Annotated in this window: 12 protein-coding genes; 9 read left to right on the forward strand and 3 right to left on the reverse strand. The window is 37.0% G+C overall.

The annotated features are described in order from the left end of the window. Window positions 1-78: 78 nt before the first annotated feature. The 8 genes from OPF91_RS17040 (at window position 79) to OPF91_RS17075 (ending at window position 9,269) form a co-directional block, all read left to right on the forward strand. On the forward strand, window positions 79-1,347 hold the full coding sequence (locus OPF91_RS17040) for a sensor histidine kinase (protein ID WP_264990128.1): 1,269 nt from the start codon (window positions 79-81) through the stop codon (window positions 1,345-1,347). Between the two features lies 1 nt (window position 1,348). Continuing rightward, entirely contained in the window at window positions 1,349-2,023 is a 675-nt protein-coding gene (locus OPF91_RS17045; RefSeq protein ID WP_264990129.1) for a response regulator, read from the forward strand. 16 nt (window positions 2,024-2,039) lie between these two features. Then, window positions 2,040-2,987: a tripartite tricarboxylate transporter substrate-binding protein gene (locus OPF91_RS17050; protein ID WP_264990130.1), complete on the forward strand. Its 948-nt coding sequence runs from the start codon at window positions 2,040-2,042 to the stop codon at window positions 2,985-2,987. Between the two features lie 122 nt (window positions 2,988-3,109). Beyond that, window positions 3,110-5,440, forward strand: coding sequence for a tetratricopeptide repeat protein (locus OPF91_RS17055; RefSeq protein WP_264990131.1), 2,331 nt, complete (start codon window positions 3,110-3,112; stop codon window positions 5,438-5,440). A 353-nt stretch (window positions 5,441-5,793) separates the two neighbouring features. Continuing rightward, a complete protein-coding gene (locus tag OPF91_RS17060) occupies window positions 5,794-6,240 on the forward strand; it encodes a hypothetical protein (protein ID WP_264990132.1) in 447 nt (148 codons plus the stop codon). A gap of 184 nt (window positions 6,241-6,424) precedes the next feature. Beyond that, the gene (locus tag OPF91_RS17065; RefSeq protein ID WP_264990185.1) at window positions 6,425-7,474 is read left to right on the forward strand and encodes a FecCD family ABC transporter permease; all 1,050 of its coding nucleotides are present in this window, start codon (window positions 6,425-6,427) and stop codon (window positions 7,472-7,474) included. A 4-nt stretch (window positions 7,475-7,478) separates the two neighbouring features. Next, window positions 7,479-8,240 (forward strand): ABC transporter ATP-binding protein, encoded by a 762-nt coding sequence (locus OPF91_RS17070; RefSeq protein WP_264990133.1) that lies wholly within the window; start codon window positions 7,479-7,481, stop codon window positions 8,238-8,240. 12 nt (window positions 8,241-8,252) lie between these two features. Next, the gene (locus OPF91_RS17075; RefSeq protein WP_264990134.1) at window positions 8,253-9,269 is read left to right on the forward strand and encodes an ABC transporter substrate-binding protein; all 1,017 of its coding nucleotides are present in this window, start codon (window positions 8,253-8,255) and stop codon (window positions 9,267-9,269) included. A 159-nt stretch (window positions 9,270-9,428) separates the two neighbouring features. Here OPF91_RS17075 and OPF91_RS17080 read toward each other — a convergent pair whose 3' ends face one another. From OPF91_RS17080 to OPF91_RS17090, 3 genes are all read right to left on the reverse strand, one after another. Next, window positions 9,429-9,998 carry a 4'-phosphopantetheinyl transferase family protein gene (locus OPF91_RS17080; RefSeq protein ID WP_264990135.1) on the reverse strand — a complete coding sequence of 190 codons (570 nt, stop codon included), beginning with the start codon at window positions 9,996-9,998 and terminating at the stop codon, window positions 9,429-9,431. After that, the gene (locus tag OPF91_RS17085; RefSeq protein WP_264990136.1) at window positions 9,995-13,066 is read right to left on the reverse strand and encodes a non-ribosomal peptide synthetase family protein; all 3,072 of its coding nucleotides are present in this window, start codon (window positions 13,064-13,066) and stop codon (window positions 9,995-9,997) included. The genes OPF91_RS17080 and OPF91_RS17085 overlap by 4 nt, the downstream gene beginning before the upstream one ends. Before the next feature lie 103 nt (window positions 13,067-13,169). Next, on the reverse strand, window positions 13,170-14,909 hold the full coding sequence (locus OPF91_RS17090) for a methyl-accepting chemotaxis protein (RefSeq protein WP_264990137.1): 1,740 nt from the start codon (window positions 14,907-14,909) through the stop codon (window positions 13,170-13,172). A 554-nt stretch (window positions 14,910-15,463) separates the two neighbouring features. Between OPF91_RS17090 and OPF91_RS17095 the strand changes: the two genes are divergently transcribed. Next, window positions 15,464-16,753: a glycoside hydrolase family 18 protein gene (locus tag OPF91_RS17095; RefSeq protein ID WP_264990186.1), complete on the forward strand. Its 1,290-nt coding sequence runs from the start codon at window positions 15,464-15,466 to the stop codon at window positions 16,751-16,753. The last annotated feature ends 23 nt before the right edge of the window (window positions 16,754-16,776 follow it).

Here is a 16,776-nt window from a genome sequence, read left to right on the forward strand (position 1 = left end):
TTTACATTCGGGAATTTTTCTTTTATTTCGATATATTTTTTCGTACAATTTAGTATAAAGCAGAGATGGGGAGCCTTTATGAGCAAAAAAACGATTACATTGCGGACAAAAATTTTTATTCTCGTATTTTCACTGCTTTTTTTCATTGTTGCGGGTATGTCTGCCGTTTTTTACTTTATTCAAGCGCGTGAAACGTCTGGGCAGGCTGAAAAACTGTCTTTGCAAACCGCACAAACCTTGTCTTTTATGCCAGAGACCATTGCTTTTTTAAATGGACAGGCAGATCAAGATACGCTGCAATCCATTTTAGAGCAAATACGAAAACGCACTGCAGCACAGTCGATTACTATTGCAGGGCGAAATGGGGTTATACTCTCTACGCATGAATCTGTTATATCTTTACAGGAGTCTGACAGTCGTTCTCTTATATATGGTGGAACGTATATCGTTGAAGAGCAGGGAACTGACGGGAAGGCAATCATTGGTAAGGCACCTATTTTACGTATTGTTGAAAATTATACCGAAGTCGTTGGTACTGTTTCAGTTGAATTTTCCAAGCAGTCTATTGCCGTTCAAACTGCTTCACAAATGAGTGATATTTTAGTTGCAGCAGCTTTTGCCCTTTTCATAGGCGTTATTGGTGGACTATGGCTGACAAAAAGTATTCTCGCAGATACACTCGGCTTTGAACCTGTGAAAATGGCTGCTATGTATAAGCGGACGATCGATGAAATGCGACTCTATTCAGATGAACTACGCGCTCAGACCCATGAATTTATGAATAAGCTATATGTGCTCTCTGGACTTTTACAACTAAATCGCCATGATGCTGCATTGGATTTCATTCAAAAAGAAGTGGATACTATCACTGTGCACCAGCATATTGTATTCAGACAAATTAAGGATGATTTTATACAGGCTGTTCTACTTGGTAAAACAGCAAAGGCATCTGAGCGTAAAATTGCTTTTTCTATTGAGCCAGAAAGCACACTATCGGCTGTACCACCAACGATTGATGTGCATTTATTGCTGACGGTCATCAGCAATCTTATCGATAATGCCTTTGATGCAGTAAAAGAATCGGAGGAACCAAGTGTTACTTTTTTAATCACAGATGCTAGTCCAACACTCATTATTGAAGTAGCAGATAACGGACATGGTGTTGATGAAAATAGGGTGCAGTTGCTATTTGAAAAAGGCTGGTCCAAAAAAGGAGAGCATCGTGGCTATGGCTTATTTAATGTCAAAGAAGCAGTGGATTCTTTCGGGGGCATGATAGAGGTGCTACCAAATGAACCAAACGGCACGATTTTCACCATTTATATACCTAAAAAGGGGGAAGCTTAACGTGATACGTGTTGCGATCGCTGAAGATGATTTTCGCATTGCTAGCATACAGGAAGGCTTTTTGCAGCAACTAGAGGGATTTACACTTATCTGGAAAGCATTAAATGGGGCAGAAACATTGGAGCATCTGGATAGAGAGCCAGTGGATATACTATTGCTAGACATTTATATGCCTGATCAGCTTGGAACAGAGCTTCTACCGATTATCAAAGAGCGCTTTCCACAGACTGATGTTATTATGATTACCGCTGCCTCTGAAAAAGAAATGCTACAGGAGGCGCTTCGCTATGGCGTTTTTCATTATTTAATCAAACCAGTATCATTGCAAAAATTTACATCTGTGTTGATGAATTATAAAAAGAAAAAACAGCTTTTATCTGAAACGAGCCATGTGACACAAGATGTAGTGGATGCCTATTTTTCGGAAGCAGTGTCACCAACTTTGTCTAATACATCCCTGCCGACAGGGATTGATAGTGTCACACTTACACATGTGTCGGACTTGATGAAAACGATTGAATCAGGTATTTCCATTGAAGAAATGGGTGCAAAAATGGGTGCTTCTCGAACAACAGCCCGCCGTTATCTTGAATATTTGGTGACAATAGGTGCTTGTCGTGTGGTGCATGAATATGGAATTGTCGGACGTCCAGAGCGTCGTTATTTTAAGCTATAGCTGGAGGGGTGAATGATTGAAAAAGTTAATGATTTGCTTATTCATCGGCTTTATAGCTGGTTGCGTTCCAACTGATACACCCCTGTCCGAAAAAGAGTTGACATTGATTGTGCCGAGCTCTCCAAATGGTGGTTGGGATGCCCTTGCTACTTCTATTAAGACGGTAATTGAAAAAGAAAAGCTTGTAAATGGCAATGTCAACATTGTCTATGAAGAGGGAAATGGCGGAGAGCAAGGCTGGTTGCGTTTGAATGAATCCTCTAGTAGCACTGTTGCTATGACATCTAGCCTTTTACTAACAAATGAGTTACTTGGGCATAGTAAGCTTCATTATGAAGAGTTTACACCACTTGCTACAATGGCAAGTGAATGGCAGGCAATTGTTGTTTCGAATCATTCGTCCATTACCTCCATTCAAGATTTAATGCACAAGCTCAAAATGGAACCAGCTCAATATCCGATTGGCATTGAAATACAGTTCGGCAATGACGATCAAATTTCCTTTATACAAGCTGCTCGTACACAGCAAATTGCTGCGGCAACATTACGCTTTTTCCAATATGCAAACAGCAATGATTTGTTGCAGGCACTGAATTCAGGAGAAATTGTAGCTGCTTCGCTTTCTTCTTCTCAATCAGCGGTACTTGCTGAAAATAAGCAAATTCGTATTATTGGCATTTCATCACCTAAACGGCTAGAGCAGCTTCCTACTATCCCAACATGGAGGGAGGAAGGTGTTGATGTTGTATTTCCGCACTGGCGAGGGGTAATGGGGACAGGAGAGATGAATGACGAGGAGCGGGAACAATGGAGCCAATTATTAGCCAAAGTGCAAGCATCTCCAATATGGGAGGAGGAACTACAAAAAAATAATTGGACTGCTTTTTACAAAAACAGTGAGGAAACGATGATATTTTTGGATAAAGAGTATCAAAAATACCGCTATACAATGAAATTAAAATGAAATTCTTCCTACTAATGACCACTTCTTAAAAACTAATTTGAGAAGTGGTTTTTTATATGTATAATTAAAGATAAGTACTAAATATATGTAAATTAAAGAGAATAAGGAGGTAGATTTGACTAATGAATAATTTTCATGAATTAGAAGTTGAGCTTGAAAAATTATTGGAGCTGTATATAAAAGAAATTGACGGGACGATGAAAGTAAATGTAGAAGTATTGAAAGATGGAAAAAGTGAGCAGCTTCAAGAAGAGGTAGACGAGGAGAAACGTTCAGTACTGGGTGAAAGTGATATTTATAGCATTTTAGAGTACCATGATACTTTTCAAATTGAAGCTGACGATATCTCTATTTATATTCAAGTACACGGACTTCCGAAAAATATTATTGATTACTCGAAGAATGGTATCAAAAATCAGTATGTTTTCATTCATTTTTTATTAGATTATATTTTAAAGAGAATTAACTTAATAGAATATGGAATTATAGTAAAAAAAGTAAAGAAATTAAAGACAGAAGATATAAATATTCAGCTTAGCTATATCGTCAATAAATTTTTCGAAAAACTAGTTCTAACTATACAAGAGGGAGAGCAGGAGGAGGAACCAACTAATTCTTTATCGCTTAAACATCTTGATGTTATTTCCACTATGCATTATGAAGGGGCAAAGGTAAATGCGAAATTAATTGTTATTAATGACAGCTATAAAGATACCTTCATTCATTTTATGGTTGAATTACATAAACCTATTCCTTATACAGAATATAGAAAAGTGAGAAAGATGCTGGAGCTTTCAGGGCAAGATATTTTTGTAATAGGGAATCATCAGGAAATTTATGGTCTAGGAAGGTTAAAGCAATTTTACAAAGCGCAAAAAATTGAAGATAAAATCTTAGTCATTGATTTTTTAAATACATCTTATTATAAAATTAGCTCCATTGATTTTGTCAAAAAAATGATTGATTCATCACATGCAACAATTGAAGATATAAGATGGACTTATGAACAACAGCTTATTATCGGCTTTAAGCATAAAAATTTATTTTTAACAGACAGTGAATTTCCTGAAAAAAAACTTAGACGTGTTTTAAAGAACACTTTTGATACATATGACAAAGAGCATAAAAATGAGTTAGAAAATATGCTTGAAATTGTAAGGCTAGCCGCAAATCAGAAAAAGGGCACAATGGTTGTGATCACAGAGCCAAGTATTGCTGAAGCTGAAATGGATAGATTATCTGGTCAGGGAATGCAAATAAACGTTTTAGATTTTGCGAAGGATGTACCTAATAATGATAAGGCATTATTAATCGAGCGTTTAACAAGTATTGATGGTGCCATTTACTTAGATACGGAATGTACATGCTATGCTATCGGCATGATATTGGATGGCAAGGCTGTAGCAGATAAAGGTAATAGTTCAAGAGGTGCTAGATATAATTCTGCTATTAGATATCAAAATTTAGATAATCTAAAGGATCGAAGTGTTATTGTGGTCATATCTGAGGATGGAATGGTAGATGTTATTGGTGATGAGATAAAGCTCCAAGAAGCTATTGATGATGTGAAAAATTTAATGGTAGATAAGCAATATAAAGAAGCGCTAGCAGTATTAGAGAATTTGTTGACTAAGTATGGTAGTGTATTGGAATTAGATGAATTAAAAGCAGATATTTTGTATGAATTAAAGGAATATGACAAGGCACTTGATGCTTTAAATCAAATTGTAAAAGATGAAAATGATGTACAATTTTATTTTAAACGAGGTTTGATAAATAGGAAGCTTCAAAATTATGAAGGTTCTATCGTAGATTATACCAAGGTAATTGAACTTCGCCCAAACTATGCAGTTGCTTATAACAATCGAGGTGTTGCATATGATGATTTAGGGAAATATGACGAAGCATTGGAAAATTACACCAAGGTAATTGAGTTAAATCCTAATTATGCGAAGGCTTATAATAATCGTGGGATTGTATATAAGAAGTTAGAGAAGTATGATGAGGCATTGGAGGACTACACAAAGGCAATTGAGCTAAACCCAAATTATGCACGAGCTTATTATAATCGAGGAAGTATATATGATGATTTAAAGGAATACGATGAGGCATTGGAGGACTATACAAAGGCAATTGAGCTAAATCCAGATGATGTAGATGCTTACAATAATCGAGGAATTGTGTCTAGGAAGTTAGAAAAATATGATGAAGCATTGAAAGATTATGCAAAGGCAATTGAGTTAAAACCAGAGGATGCCGGTCTTTACAATAATCGAGGGGTTGTATATAAGAATTTAATGAAGTATGACGAGGCATTGAAGGATTATACAAAGGCAATTGAGTTGAATCCAAATTACGCAACTACCTACAATAATCGAGCGTATGTTCATCAAAAGCTAGGGAATAATGAGGCTGCTGCGTTAGATAGACAAAAGTATAATGAATTAAAATAGAATAAAAATAATCCAACTCTTATCAACTGTTAACTTGATGAAGGGTGGATTATTTTTTATATAGTTCTAGGATAACGTAATAAAAAATATATTATTAAATTGACCTAATTTATCAGCAATCTACCTGCTAAAATTTAATCAATATAGTCCAAAAATTTATAAAAATTACTATTATTATTTAACAGGTGTAACTTAATTCTCTGTATCGAGATGGAAAAGGAATCTATTGAGAGTTCACTTCAGCGGTTCCAAACAAAATTGTACTTTATGCTTTTAACATACATTTTCCTAACATTATGAACAATTTGACCGAATAATAGAGTAAGACAACTCTTGGCAAAGGAGGAGTATATATGCGTGTGATGAATGAGCGTGCTGTAGATAATTCGTTAAAACTAACAAGACCGCGACTAAAAGCAACAGATGATGACAAGCAATTGAAAAAGCGGCAACAGCTAGAGCAGGAATTAAAAAGGCAAGAACAGCAGGCAGAGCAGCTCAAAAGAGAAATGGAAGCATCTAAGAAACAAATGGAGGCGGAGAAGGATGCCTTTAAAATCTATACTACATGCTTAGAAATTGCGAGACGTATTACAGCTGGTGATAAAGTACCATCGAAAGACCATCACTATTTACTTGAGCATGATCCTGCACTTTATGGGAAATCATTGACATTGCGTATCGAAAAAGAGGACCCTGAGGAGTATGAGCAATTGTCTGAGGATGAAGAATCGACTAATAGAATGAGTGAGATACCTAGCCAAAATAGCGATAGCTCGGCAATCAATATAAAAATTTAACACGATATATCTAGCAAAGAAGTGTTTCTACATGAAATAGGAGCGCTTCTTTTTGTCTGCAAAAATTTAAAATTGCCTATTGTGTTTCTACATATTATCTATTACAATACAAAATGAAAATGATAATCGTTATCATTAATTGATAGGTAGAGGTGACATTTTGAATACTAGTAATAGGAAGAAAATGGGCAACATGTATTATGTCATGATTTTGCTATTAATCGGCGCTATTTTACTCTCTGCTGTATTGTCCGTATCAATCGGACAGGTGAGTATTCCGTTTAAACAATCAATGGACATTCTGTTGAACGTTATAACAAATGGGAAGGTCGGTTCACTTGATCATATACAAAATGAATCGTATCACAATATTATTTTACAAGTGCGGATGCCACGTGTGATTTTTGCCTTGTTAATAGGTATGGGGCTTGCTTTATGTGGAGTTGTGATGCAAGCGATTGTACAAAATCCACTTGCCGATCCTTATATTTTAGGGATTTCCTCTGGTGCTACATTAGGTGCAACATTTGCCATCCTAGTTGGCTTTGGTGGTAGTGCATTATTATCACAATTTGGTGTTGCGTTTGGTGCCTTTACAGGTGCAATGCTTACATCTATGGCTGTTCTCTTATTATCCAGTATTGGTGGTAAGGCAACATCTATTAAGCTAGTACTATCAGGCGTTGTCATAGGTGCGCTATGTAGCTCGTTTTCTAGCTTACTTATCTTTTTTGCGAAAAACACGGATGCCATTAAAGCTGTAACATTTTGGTCAATGGGGAGCTTAGCATCTGCAAGTTGGGATAAAACACCCATTTTAACGATTGTCGTTGTGCTTGGTTCAGCATTATTCCTCTTCCAACATCGAATATTAAATACCATGTTGCTAGGTGATGAATCAGCTATAACACTAGGTATTAATCTAAGTGTTTATCGAAAGCTGTATATGGTGCTAACTTCGCTAATTGCAGGAACAATGGTTGCGTATGCAGGTATGATTGGCTTTGTTGGTTTGATTATTCCGCATATTACAAGAGGTATTTTCGGTGCGGATCATAAGCGATTGATGTTAGGGACATTACTTTTAGGTGCACTTTTCATGATTTGGGCAGATATTTTATCAAGGACATTAATTGACAATATTGAATTGCCCATAGGGATTATTACATCTGTTATTGGTTCACCATTATTCATCTATATGATTGTGAAAAAAGGGTATAACTTCGGAGGGTAAAACAATGGAATTACTTGCAAAGGATATGGCTGTAAAAATCGGCAAAAAGGAAATTGTGAAAAATGCTTCGGTTCATGTGAAAAAGCGTCAATTTGTGGGCTTAATCGGACCAAATGGATGCGGAAAGTCAACTTTGTTAAAAAGTATTTATAAAAGCCTTACACCACAGCAGGGAACCGTTTTTTTGGATGACTTAGATGTATTGAAATCATCTGAAAAGAAAGTATCACAGCGACTAGGTGTGGTAGGTCAATTTAATGAAATGCATTTTGATCTCACAGTACATCAGATGGTCATGCTAGGAAGAACACCACATAAGGGAATGTTGGAGTCCGATACACAAAAGGATTACGAAATTGTAGAAGAGGCACTTGCACGTACAAATTTACTTCATTATAAAGAGCGTAGTTATTTATCGCTATCAGGTGGAGAAAAACAACGTGTGATTTTGGCGAGAACGATTGCACAGCAGCCTCAATTTATGATTTTAGATGAGCCGACGAATCATTTAGACATTCGTTATCAAATTGAAATTTTATCATGTGTAAAAGATTTAAATATTGGTGTATTAGCAGCGCTTCACGATTTAGAAATGGCCGCACATTACTGCGACTATCTTTATGCGATCAAAGATGGTGAAATTCATGCGCATGGTGTACCCGAAGAAGTGCTAACACCCGAAATAATTGAAGATTTATATCAAATAAAATGCCAAACATTTACGAACCCTGTCACAAAGGGCTTAAGTTTTGCATACGGATTTTAGGAGGAACAGAGGATGAAGAAGAAATTATTACTTGGAGTGGGCTTGGCTACAATGTTAATGCTAGCAGCTTGTGGCTCAACGACTAAAACAGATACAGAAAAAACGGGGGATAAAGAGGCAGCTCATTACCCACTAACAATCGAAAACTTTGCAAAAGCTGAAGGTAGCGAGCAATGGGATAAAAAAGAGCAAACTTTCGATAAAGCACCTGAACGTATTATGGCAAATACACGTCCAGCGGCAGAATTATTATTACATTTAGGCTTAGGCGATAAAATTGTTGGGGTTGGCGCTGACTTTGGTGCAGTAGATGAATCAGTTGCAACAGAATATGCAAAACTTCCGATTTTAAGTTCAGATTATGTTGGGAAAGAGGTAACATTAGGAACAAATCCTGACTTAGTATTTGGTCGTGGTGGCTTATTTGATAATGCAGAATGGGGTGTAGGTACGGTTGATTCATTAAATGATATGGGTGTTAAAACATATGTATTAGAATCATCTGTGACAGGTGGAACATATGAGTCAGTATATAAAGATATCAAAAATCTAGGTGAAATTTTTGAAGTGCAAGATAAGGCAGATGCGTTTATTAAAGAATTAAAAGAAAAACAAAAAACAATTGCAGGTAAATTAGACAGCATTAAAGAGCACAAAACATTTGCATACCTACATACAAATGATCCGAAAGAATTATATATATATCCCGCAAACGGCGAAACATTCTTTAATGATGCATTTACGATGGTGAAATTAGATAATGTCTTTAAAGAGGAAAAAGGGGATGTCAGCATTGAAACATTAATTGCAACAGACCCAGATGTGTTAATTTTACCAAATTGGGATGGTTCAGATTTAATACCAGTACGTGATGCAATCTATGCAAATCCTAAATTATCAAGTATGAAGGCTATTAAAAATAAACAACTGTATATTGTAGATTACAACTATATGTTTGGTTATGGCTATAGTACAATTGATGGTATGGAAGCTTTAGCAAAAGAAATGTATCCTGATTTATTCAAATAAAAGCAAAAAGCCGCTTCACACATTTATGTGAGGCGGCTTTATAGTGTTGAGAGAAGCTTTATTCAAGCGAAGAAAGGATTCGTAGACAATCGACAAAATTACGTCGATAAATTGCTGGAAGGCAGGCTCAGAACCTTTTTCAACAATTTCTTCACACTGTTATATAAGTTGCTGTGTATTAATGACTGTGATATTCACTGTGAACTGCTTTGGATACCAACAGATAGAGACAGGATGTTCTTCGTCCAGATAAATTAATTTCGTAGCGACATCGAGTACGCCTGCTTTAAAACGAGCTTCCTGTAATGTCCAACGTTCATAAAATAAACGTAAATAATTCTCTGTTTGTTGTTCTCGGTCTGATAAAAGATAAGATAAAACCTCCGAAGAGACAGGACGAATTTGCTCTACATCAATGCCGACATGCCCTCTATCTGTCAGAGCAACCACAAGCCATTCACCAGAATGAGAAAGATTAAAATCTCCCTGCCAGTCTGCCGCAAAAGGACGTCCATTTGCACTACGAATAATTTGTATAATGGGTATGTTCAGCTGTTGCCGTAATGCCCATCTGATTAAAATACGCCCAAGCAATGCACGCTGACGATCTTGCCACAATCGGTACTGATCGATGGCTAGTTGCTCGTCAGAGGGGAGCTGCGTATAAAAATACATCCATTCTGATGGTGTTAACTCTGTACCAAGTGGCAATGCCCAAACATGAATCATAGTATTTCAATAGGCATTGGTTTAGGGAAATATCCAATGTCTATGCCGTATTGAAGCATGCGATGAATATAGGACACGTTTGGAGCAACACAACGAACATCAGTAGATGCCAAAAAGGCTTGTGTTGTACGGCAGTTAAAGACAAAAGGTGAATCACTAGCACCATCACCTTCTAATTGTGCGATAGCCAAAGGTAAATATTGCTGGACTTCTCTAGAAAGCTGTCCATGTAGTAGCCATTCTGTATAGTCAGTGGCAGTCATAATATCTAAGTTGTAGCCTAATTCCTCTATTATTTCTAATAATTCACTATATGGTAGTTGAATAGGGTTGCACAAATGGAATATTTGCCCGGGTGATGGTAGTTGATTAGCCAATGTGACAAGTGCCTTACTAGCATAATCAATTGGTGTAAAATCAACATGCCAATTAGCACTTGGTGTTTTACCTAAAGCTAACATGGATTTCATCATACGATAAAAGGCATTATCGTCAATATTACGTTGGAATTTTCCTGTTTCCGAATGACACGATAAGTTACCTACACGATAAATCGTGGCAGGAATTTGTTCATTCATTGCATGGCGAACAAGATTTTCAGCTGTTAGTTTACTTTGCGTATACACATTATCAAGCTGTATATCATAGTTAAAGTCCTCATCTTCCTCATGATGTGCTGCAAGCTCCTCAGGGATACCCATCGTTGATACGTAATGAAAATGAATTCCTTGTCTGCATTTGGCAAGCTCTAGTAAATAGCGAGTGCCTTCTACATTAACATCTGTAAAATGCTGAGCAGCACCGAAATGTCGTACATCAGCTCCGCAATGGATAATCGTGTCAATGGCTGTTGCCAACAGTTGCTCATCTGCTAATGATAAACCAAGTTTCTCCTGCCCTAAATCTCCTTCTACGATGGTTAGACGATTTGAGAATAACGATTTCATATCATCATCGAAGTAAAATTGCATGCTAGTTCTTAATTTTTCATCTATTGATACAGAACTATTAGAACGGACAAGACAATAAATATGTGCATCTGTAGATAGTAAAAGTTCATATAGTATATGACTACCTAAATAGCCTGTTGCACCAGTCAGAAGAACATTCCTCATAGGTAAGGATTTTACAGTAAGAGGCGTACCAAAGGCTTCTGGCTCCATTAATTCCTTCAATATCATATGTTTTGGTGATGCTGCTACTGCTTCTGATTTATGCTGTTGCAAATATTTATCCAATCCCGAAATCGTAGGATATTGGAAGAAATCCTGTATTTTTAAAGTGGGTATATGTTTTTTGACGAGTGCTAAAATTTCTAACACTTTCAGTGAGTGTCCACCAATATGGAAGAAATTATCGTGAATACCGACACGTTCAATGCCTAATACAGATGACCAAGCATTTGCTAATAATTGCTGCTGTTCATTTTCAGGTGCATCGTATGTTCGATCAGATGATACATCTATAGGAAGAGTTGCTAGGTATTTACGGTCTATTTTACCAGTAGGTGCTAAAGGCATCTCCTGTAATGTCAAAAAATGATCAGGCACCATATAGTCAGGTAAACGCTGCCCAAGATACGTACGAATAATATCGTGTTCCACTGTACCAGTATAATAAGCATATAAACGATTAATGCCATCCGCCATTTTTTTAGCGAGTACAACGACTTCTTCAATGTGAGGATGGCTACTAAGTACCGCTTCAATTTCACCTAGCTCAATACGGAAACCTCGTACTTTAATTTGTGAATCTTTGCGTCCGACAAATTCAATCATGCCATCTGGCAATAAACGTACAATATCACCAGTTCGATACATCAGTTGATTGTCCTTTAACAGATGTGGAACAAAGGCTTCACTTGTTTTTTCGGGTTGATGTAAATAACCTGCTGCTAAACCAATCCCCGCAATATAGAGTTCTCCCGCTGTATTGACGGGGCATAGTTGCTGATTGTCATTGATAACATACATCTCATAATTGGCAATAGGTTTACCAATAGGGATGCTCTTTTGAGGATAGGTGATGGACCAGTCGACTTTATAGTAGGAGGACAGCACTGTACATTCAGTAGGTCCATAAACATTGACAATCTCTGTTGTTGTGCCGAATTTTTCGTGCCATTTTTGAACAACAGCAGGTAATAAGGCTTCACCACCTACAGCTATATAGCGCAGAGATGCTAGCTTGTCCTTATATTCTTCAGGCAAATATGTAGCAAGCTGTGTGAAAAAAGCGTTTGGTACAGTAGCTGTTGTAATATGCTCTAGTGATATTCTATCTGCAAATGCTTCTACAGAGATACGCTCAATACTTGTTAGTAGGTGTAGACGTGCACCTGAAAAAAGAGCAGTAAACGTTTCTGTAACAGATGGATCAAAGCTATACGAAATGAATTGCGAAAACACATCTTGTTCAGTCGTTTGATAAATTCGTTGATTATCAGTAATTAAATTAATGACTGCCTCATGTTTGAGCATGACACCTTTTGGCTTACCTGTAGAGCCAGAGGTATAAATAATATAAGCTAAATCAGTTGGTTGCACGGTACTTGAAAAATCAGCCGTTGAAAGAGACAGTTCTACTTGATTGAATGACAATGTCGTACAAGGCTGTGCGTAGTCAGCTAATAAAGGCAAATGCTCCTCCTTTGTCAAAATAAATGGCGCACAGGTGTCGTTCAATAAATAATGGCAACGTTCTTTTGGATAGGTTGGATCGATAGGAATATAAACACCACCCGCTTTTAAAATGCCAAGTAAACTAATAACGGTTTCTATGCTACGCTCCATGATAAGTGCTACATAATCGCCCTTTTTTAAGCCATGTTTCACTAACATATGAGCAATTTGGTTAGACTGCTCATTCAATTGACGATAGGTTAATGTACGGTCTTCAAAGGATAATGCAATGCGATCTGCATATTGGTGGGCTGCATGATAAAAGGCATCGGGAATTGTTTGCTCTTTATGATAAAAAGCAGTTGTTTGATTTAATCGTTGGTAGATTACTTGATCTTCTTCATTTAATAATTGTGTAATAAATGCTAATTTTTGTTTCGTCGTCACACGTAACAGCTCCTATTTTATAAAGAGCCATATCTTGCAACTTCAAGATATGGCTCTTTTAAATGATTAGTAAAAGGACATGCCTTTTTCATAAAAATGAATGTTACTTCACGATAAATGTGTTAACAACATTTAACAGTTCATCAGAGAGATCTGACAATGCCTGTGCTTCTTCAGAAACTTTGGACATCATATCATGCTGTGATGCTGTGGCTTCTGCAACTGTATTTGTCATGTTTCGTGATTGGATAGAAAAGGCTTCTGTTTCTTTTACTGTAGATGTAACTTCTTCCATACCTGCTGCCATTTCTTCGATAGTGGCTGATAGCTCCTGCATTTGTCCTGTCACATGATGAATGGAACTTAGGATTTGGCTAAATGATTGTTCAGAGTCATTAATCATGATAATACCACTATCTACTTCTTCAACAGCACGCGTCATTACAGTAACAGATTCATTTGTATCATGCTGGATACGTGAGATCAATGTTGAAATTTCTCGAGCAGATGTTTCAGATTGCTCCGCTAGTTTGCGCACTTCGTCTGCTACGACAGCAAAGCCACTACCCGCTTCGCCAGCACGGGCTGCTTCTATAGCTGCATTCAATGCTAGTAGGTTCGTTTGAGAAGCAATACCTGTAATAATCCCAACAATTTCTTCAATTTTTTCAGAATGCTCCCCTAGCATTTTCACAAAGGTAGAGGATTGATTAACGGCTTGGCTAATCGCATTCATTTGTGCTACCGATTTAGTAGTAGATAAATTTCCTTTTTCAGCTTCCTCTGAAGCAATGATGGAAGCTTCTGAAATTTGGTTTGATGTAAGGGCTAAACGTTGAATACCAATACTCATTTCTTCAATTGTTTGAGCGCTGTCCTGTGCTTTTTGTGCCTGTAAGTCAGCACCACTAGCAATTTCTTGCATCGATGAAGTCACTCGATTATGAGAATCAGTAGCATCAAGCATATTCGTAGAGATAACGGTAGCTGTATCCGCTACACGAGCTGAAGCCGTTGACGCGCTTTTAATAACCGTTTTTAGACTGTCAATCATCGAATTAAAGTTGTGTGTCAGTATACCAAATTCATCTTTTGATGTTACAGGCAATGGTTCTAGCTCTAAATTTCCTTCAGCAACCTTTTTCGATTGTTGGGAGAGCTGTTGAATAGGTGCTAATTTTTTGCTCAATAGTGTATAGACAACTAGAGAGGAGATAATAAGAAAAATAGCTGTGACTAATAGCATCCACAATGCTTCAAACATCGCTTTCGTCGTAACGATGGAAACATTATAGTCAATCGCATAAGCTGCTACAATATTCCCATTCTCATCTAAAATTGGGGCTAAGCCTGTTTTAAAGCTACCAAATGAGTCAGTATATGTAGCAGTGGCTGTATTTTTCTTTGTTTCAAAAACTTCTGTAATTCGTGCAAGAAAGTCTTCAGAAATACCCATTTGACGCATATCTTGATTGTACTCAGCGCCAAGGTCAAGGATGGTAGATGACATAACAGGAGCGTGAATGTTATCGCCATCCACGGTTATAATGTATAGATTCGTAATGATTTCAGAATGCTCATTAATAGAATCCATCTCTTTTGTTAGCTGGAGAACATCTGGATTGCTTGCATTTGGATCTTTGAGAGCAGATTGCAGTGTTTTTTGATTAATAGTTTTAGCTAAAATCATCCCTTTGTCTGCTAAAGAACTGTCCATATCTTTTAAATTACTGTTTCTTACTGTGAAATAAGATATAGCAGAAGAAACGATTCCGAATAATAATAAGACACTAACAGTTATAATGGTTAATTTCTTGCTGATAGATAGTTGTCTTTTGGCCATGTAGCATCCTCCTAATAGTATTAAGCTTACAAGTATAACAAAAAGAACATAATAAATGATAAAGTATATTTGTTAATAACTGGTTAATTCAGGGGAGATTCATAGATTTTAAAAATATATACTTTACCACTTTATAACTATAACACCTAGTAACGCGATTCGTAATGTTGAAAAAATACTGTTTTTACTACTTCAGTATTTAAAATTGCTATGATTTTTAGTCCTTAAGAACTGGGAAAAATATCTGAAAATACTAACTTTATTGAATAGTGCAAGTAACAAATGCCTATACTGAATCAATTACGCTAAGATATGCTGGCTTTGAAAAATAAAGGGAGCTTTCAATCTGGTTTTTACAGCCTTTTAATACAAGATAAATTTGCTCAGAGCTTTATTTGTGCTAATGATAAAATCTTATTTCCTACAAAATGTTTCACTTTAAACTATGTGAAAGGTTATACAGTAAGCTTGCCGTAATTTTGAAGAAGAGCATAAAAAAAATTGCCATTTCATACGATAAACGAGCGTATCAATTCAAAAAAGGAGGCACTGCTATTCAAATACATGTTGTGCGAGCAGGAGATTCACTATGGGGAATTGCACAAGCCTATGGGACAACAGTGCAAAGTATTGTGGACGCCAATCAAATTCCAGATCCGAATCAGCTTGTTGTTGGGCAAGCACTTGTTATACCGATTGTCGGGAGCTTTTACTATGTGCAACCTGGAGATAGTCTATGGTCAATTGGACAGCGTTTTGGCATTAACTATATGACACTTGCACAAATAAATGGTATAAATCCGAATCAAATGTTAGTGGTAGGGATGCGTTTGTATATCCCACCATTACCAAAAACCCCTGCACAAACACTAGCTTATCTTGAACCGCGAGGAGAGAGGGTCAGCGAGGCACTGTTAAATCAAACGAGGGAAGCTGCTCCATATTTAACGTATTTAGCACTGTTTAGCTATGAAGCAAAAAGGGATGGTACATTAAAGGTTCCACCAAGTCAAGGTGTAGCAAAAATTATGAGTGATACAGGTGCTGTTATTGCTATGGTTGTGTCTAATTTAGAGAATTTCAGCTTTAGTGGAGAGCTAGCAAGAGATATCTTTCAAAGTAGAGCTGTACAGGATATTTTATTCGATAATATTGTGGAGGAAGCAAAACGCTTAGGTCATGTACGCGATATTCATTTTGACTTTGAAAGTTTACCGCCTGACCAGCGTCAAGCCTATAATCGCTTTTTAAAGAGAGCTGTCGAGCGATTCCATCCAGAAGGCTTTACTGTATCCACAGCATTAGCACCTAAAACAAAAGATGATACGACAGGTCAATGGACAGGGGCACATGATTATAAAGCACATGGAGAAATTGTAGACTTTGTTTTACTGATGACATATGAATGGGGATATTCAGCAGGGCCTCCTATGGCAGTATCTCCACTTCCAGAGGTCGAGGCAGTTGTTAAATATGCAGTGAGCGAAATTCCGCCACATAAAATATTGCTTGGTCAAAATTTATATGGCTATGATTGGACATTGCCCTTTGTACAAGGGGGACCAATTGCTGAAGCAGTGAGTCCACAAAGAGCGATTGAGATAGCCAAAAAATATCATGCAGCAATTCAGTATGACGAGCGAGCACAAGCGCCTTTTTTTGAATACTATGATGAGCAAGGGAGAGCACATATTGTTTGGTTTGAAGATGCTCGTTCGATTCAGGCAAAATTCAATTTAATCAAGCGTTATCAGTTAAGAGGCATTGGCTATTGGAAGCTAGGTTTACCATTTCCGCAAAATTGGCTATTGCTTGGTGCGAATTTTGATATAGCTAAAAAATAAAATCTCCTAAATTTTTAGAATAT

It is taken from the genome of Lysinibacillus piscis (genome assembly GCF_026012395.1).
GTDB classification, from domain to species: domain Bacteria; phylum Bacillota; class Bacilli; order Bacillales_A; family Planococcaceae; genus Lysinibacillus; species Lysinibacillus piscis.

What these genes read in the sequence shown, in the direction of transcription:
- OPF91_RS17040 (WP_264990128.1), top strand. Translation starts at nt 79, where the DNA reads ATGAGCAAAAAAACGATTACATTGCGGACAAAAATTTTTATTCTCGTA.
- OPF91_RS17055 (WP_264990131.1), top strand. Translation starts at nt 3,110, where the DNA reads ATGAATAATTTTCATGAATTAGAAGTTGAGCTTGAAAAATTATTGGAG.
- OPF91_RS17060 (WP_264990132.1), top strand. Translation starts at nt 5,794, where the DNA reads ATGCGTGTGATGAATGAGCGTGCTGTAGATAATTCGTTAAAACTAACA.
- OPF91_RS17065 (WP_264990185.1), top strand. Translation starts at nt 6,425, where the DNA reads ATGGGCAACATGTATTATGTCATGATTTTGCTATTAATCGGCGCTATT.
- OPF91_RS17070 (WP_264990133.1), top strand. Translation starts at nt 7,479, where the DNA reads ATGGAATTACTTGCAAAGGATATGGCTGTAAAAATCGGCAAAAAGGAA.
- OPF91_RS17075 (WP_264990134.1), top strand. Translation starts at nt 8,253, where the DNA reads ATGAAGAAGAAATTATTACTTGGAGTGGGCTTGGCTACAATGTTAATG.
- OPF91_RS17080 (WP_264990135.1), bottom strand. Translation starts at nt 9,998, where the DNA reads ATGATTCATGTTTGGGCATTGCCACTTGGTACAGAGTTAACACCATCA.
- OPF91_RS17090 (WP_264990137.1), bottom strand. Translation starts at nt 14,909, where the DNA reads ATGGCCAAAAGACAACTATCTATCAGCAAGAAATTAACCATTATAACT.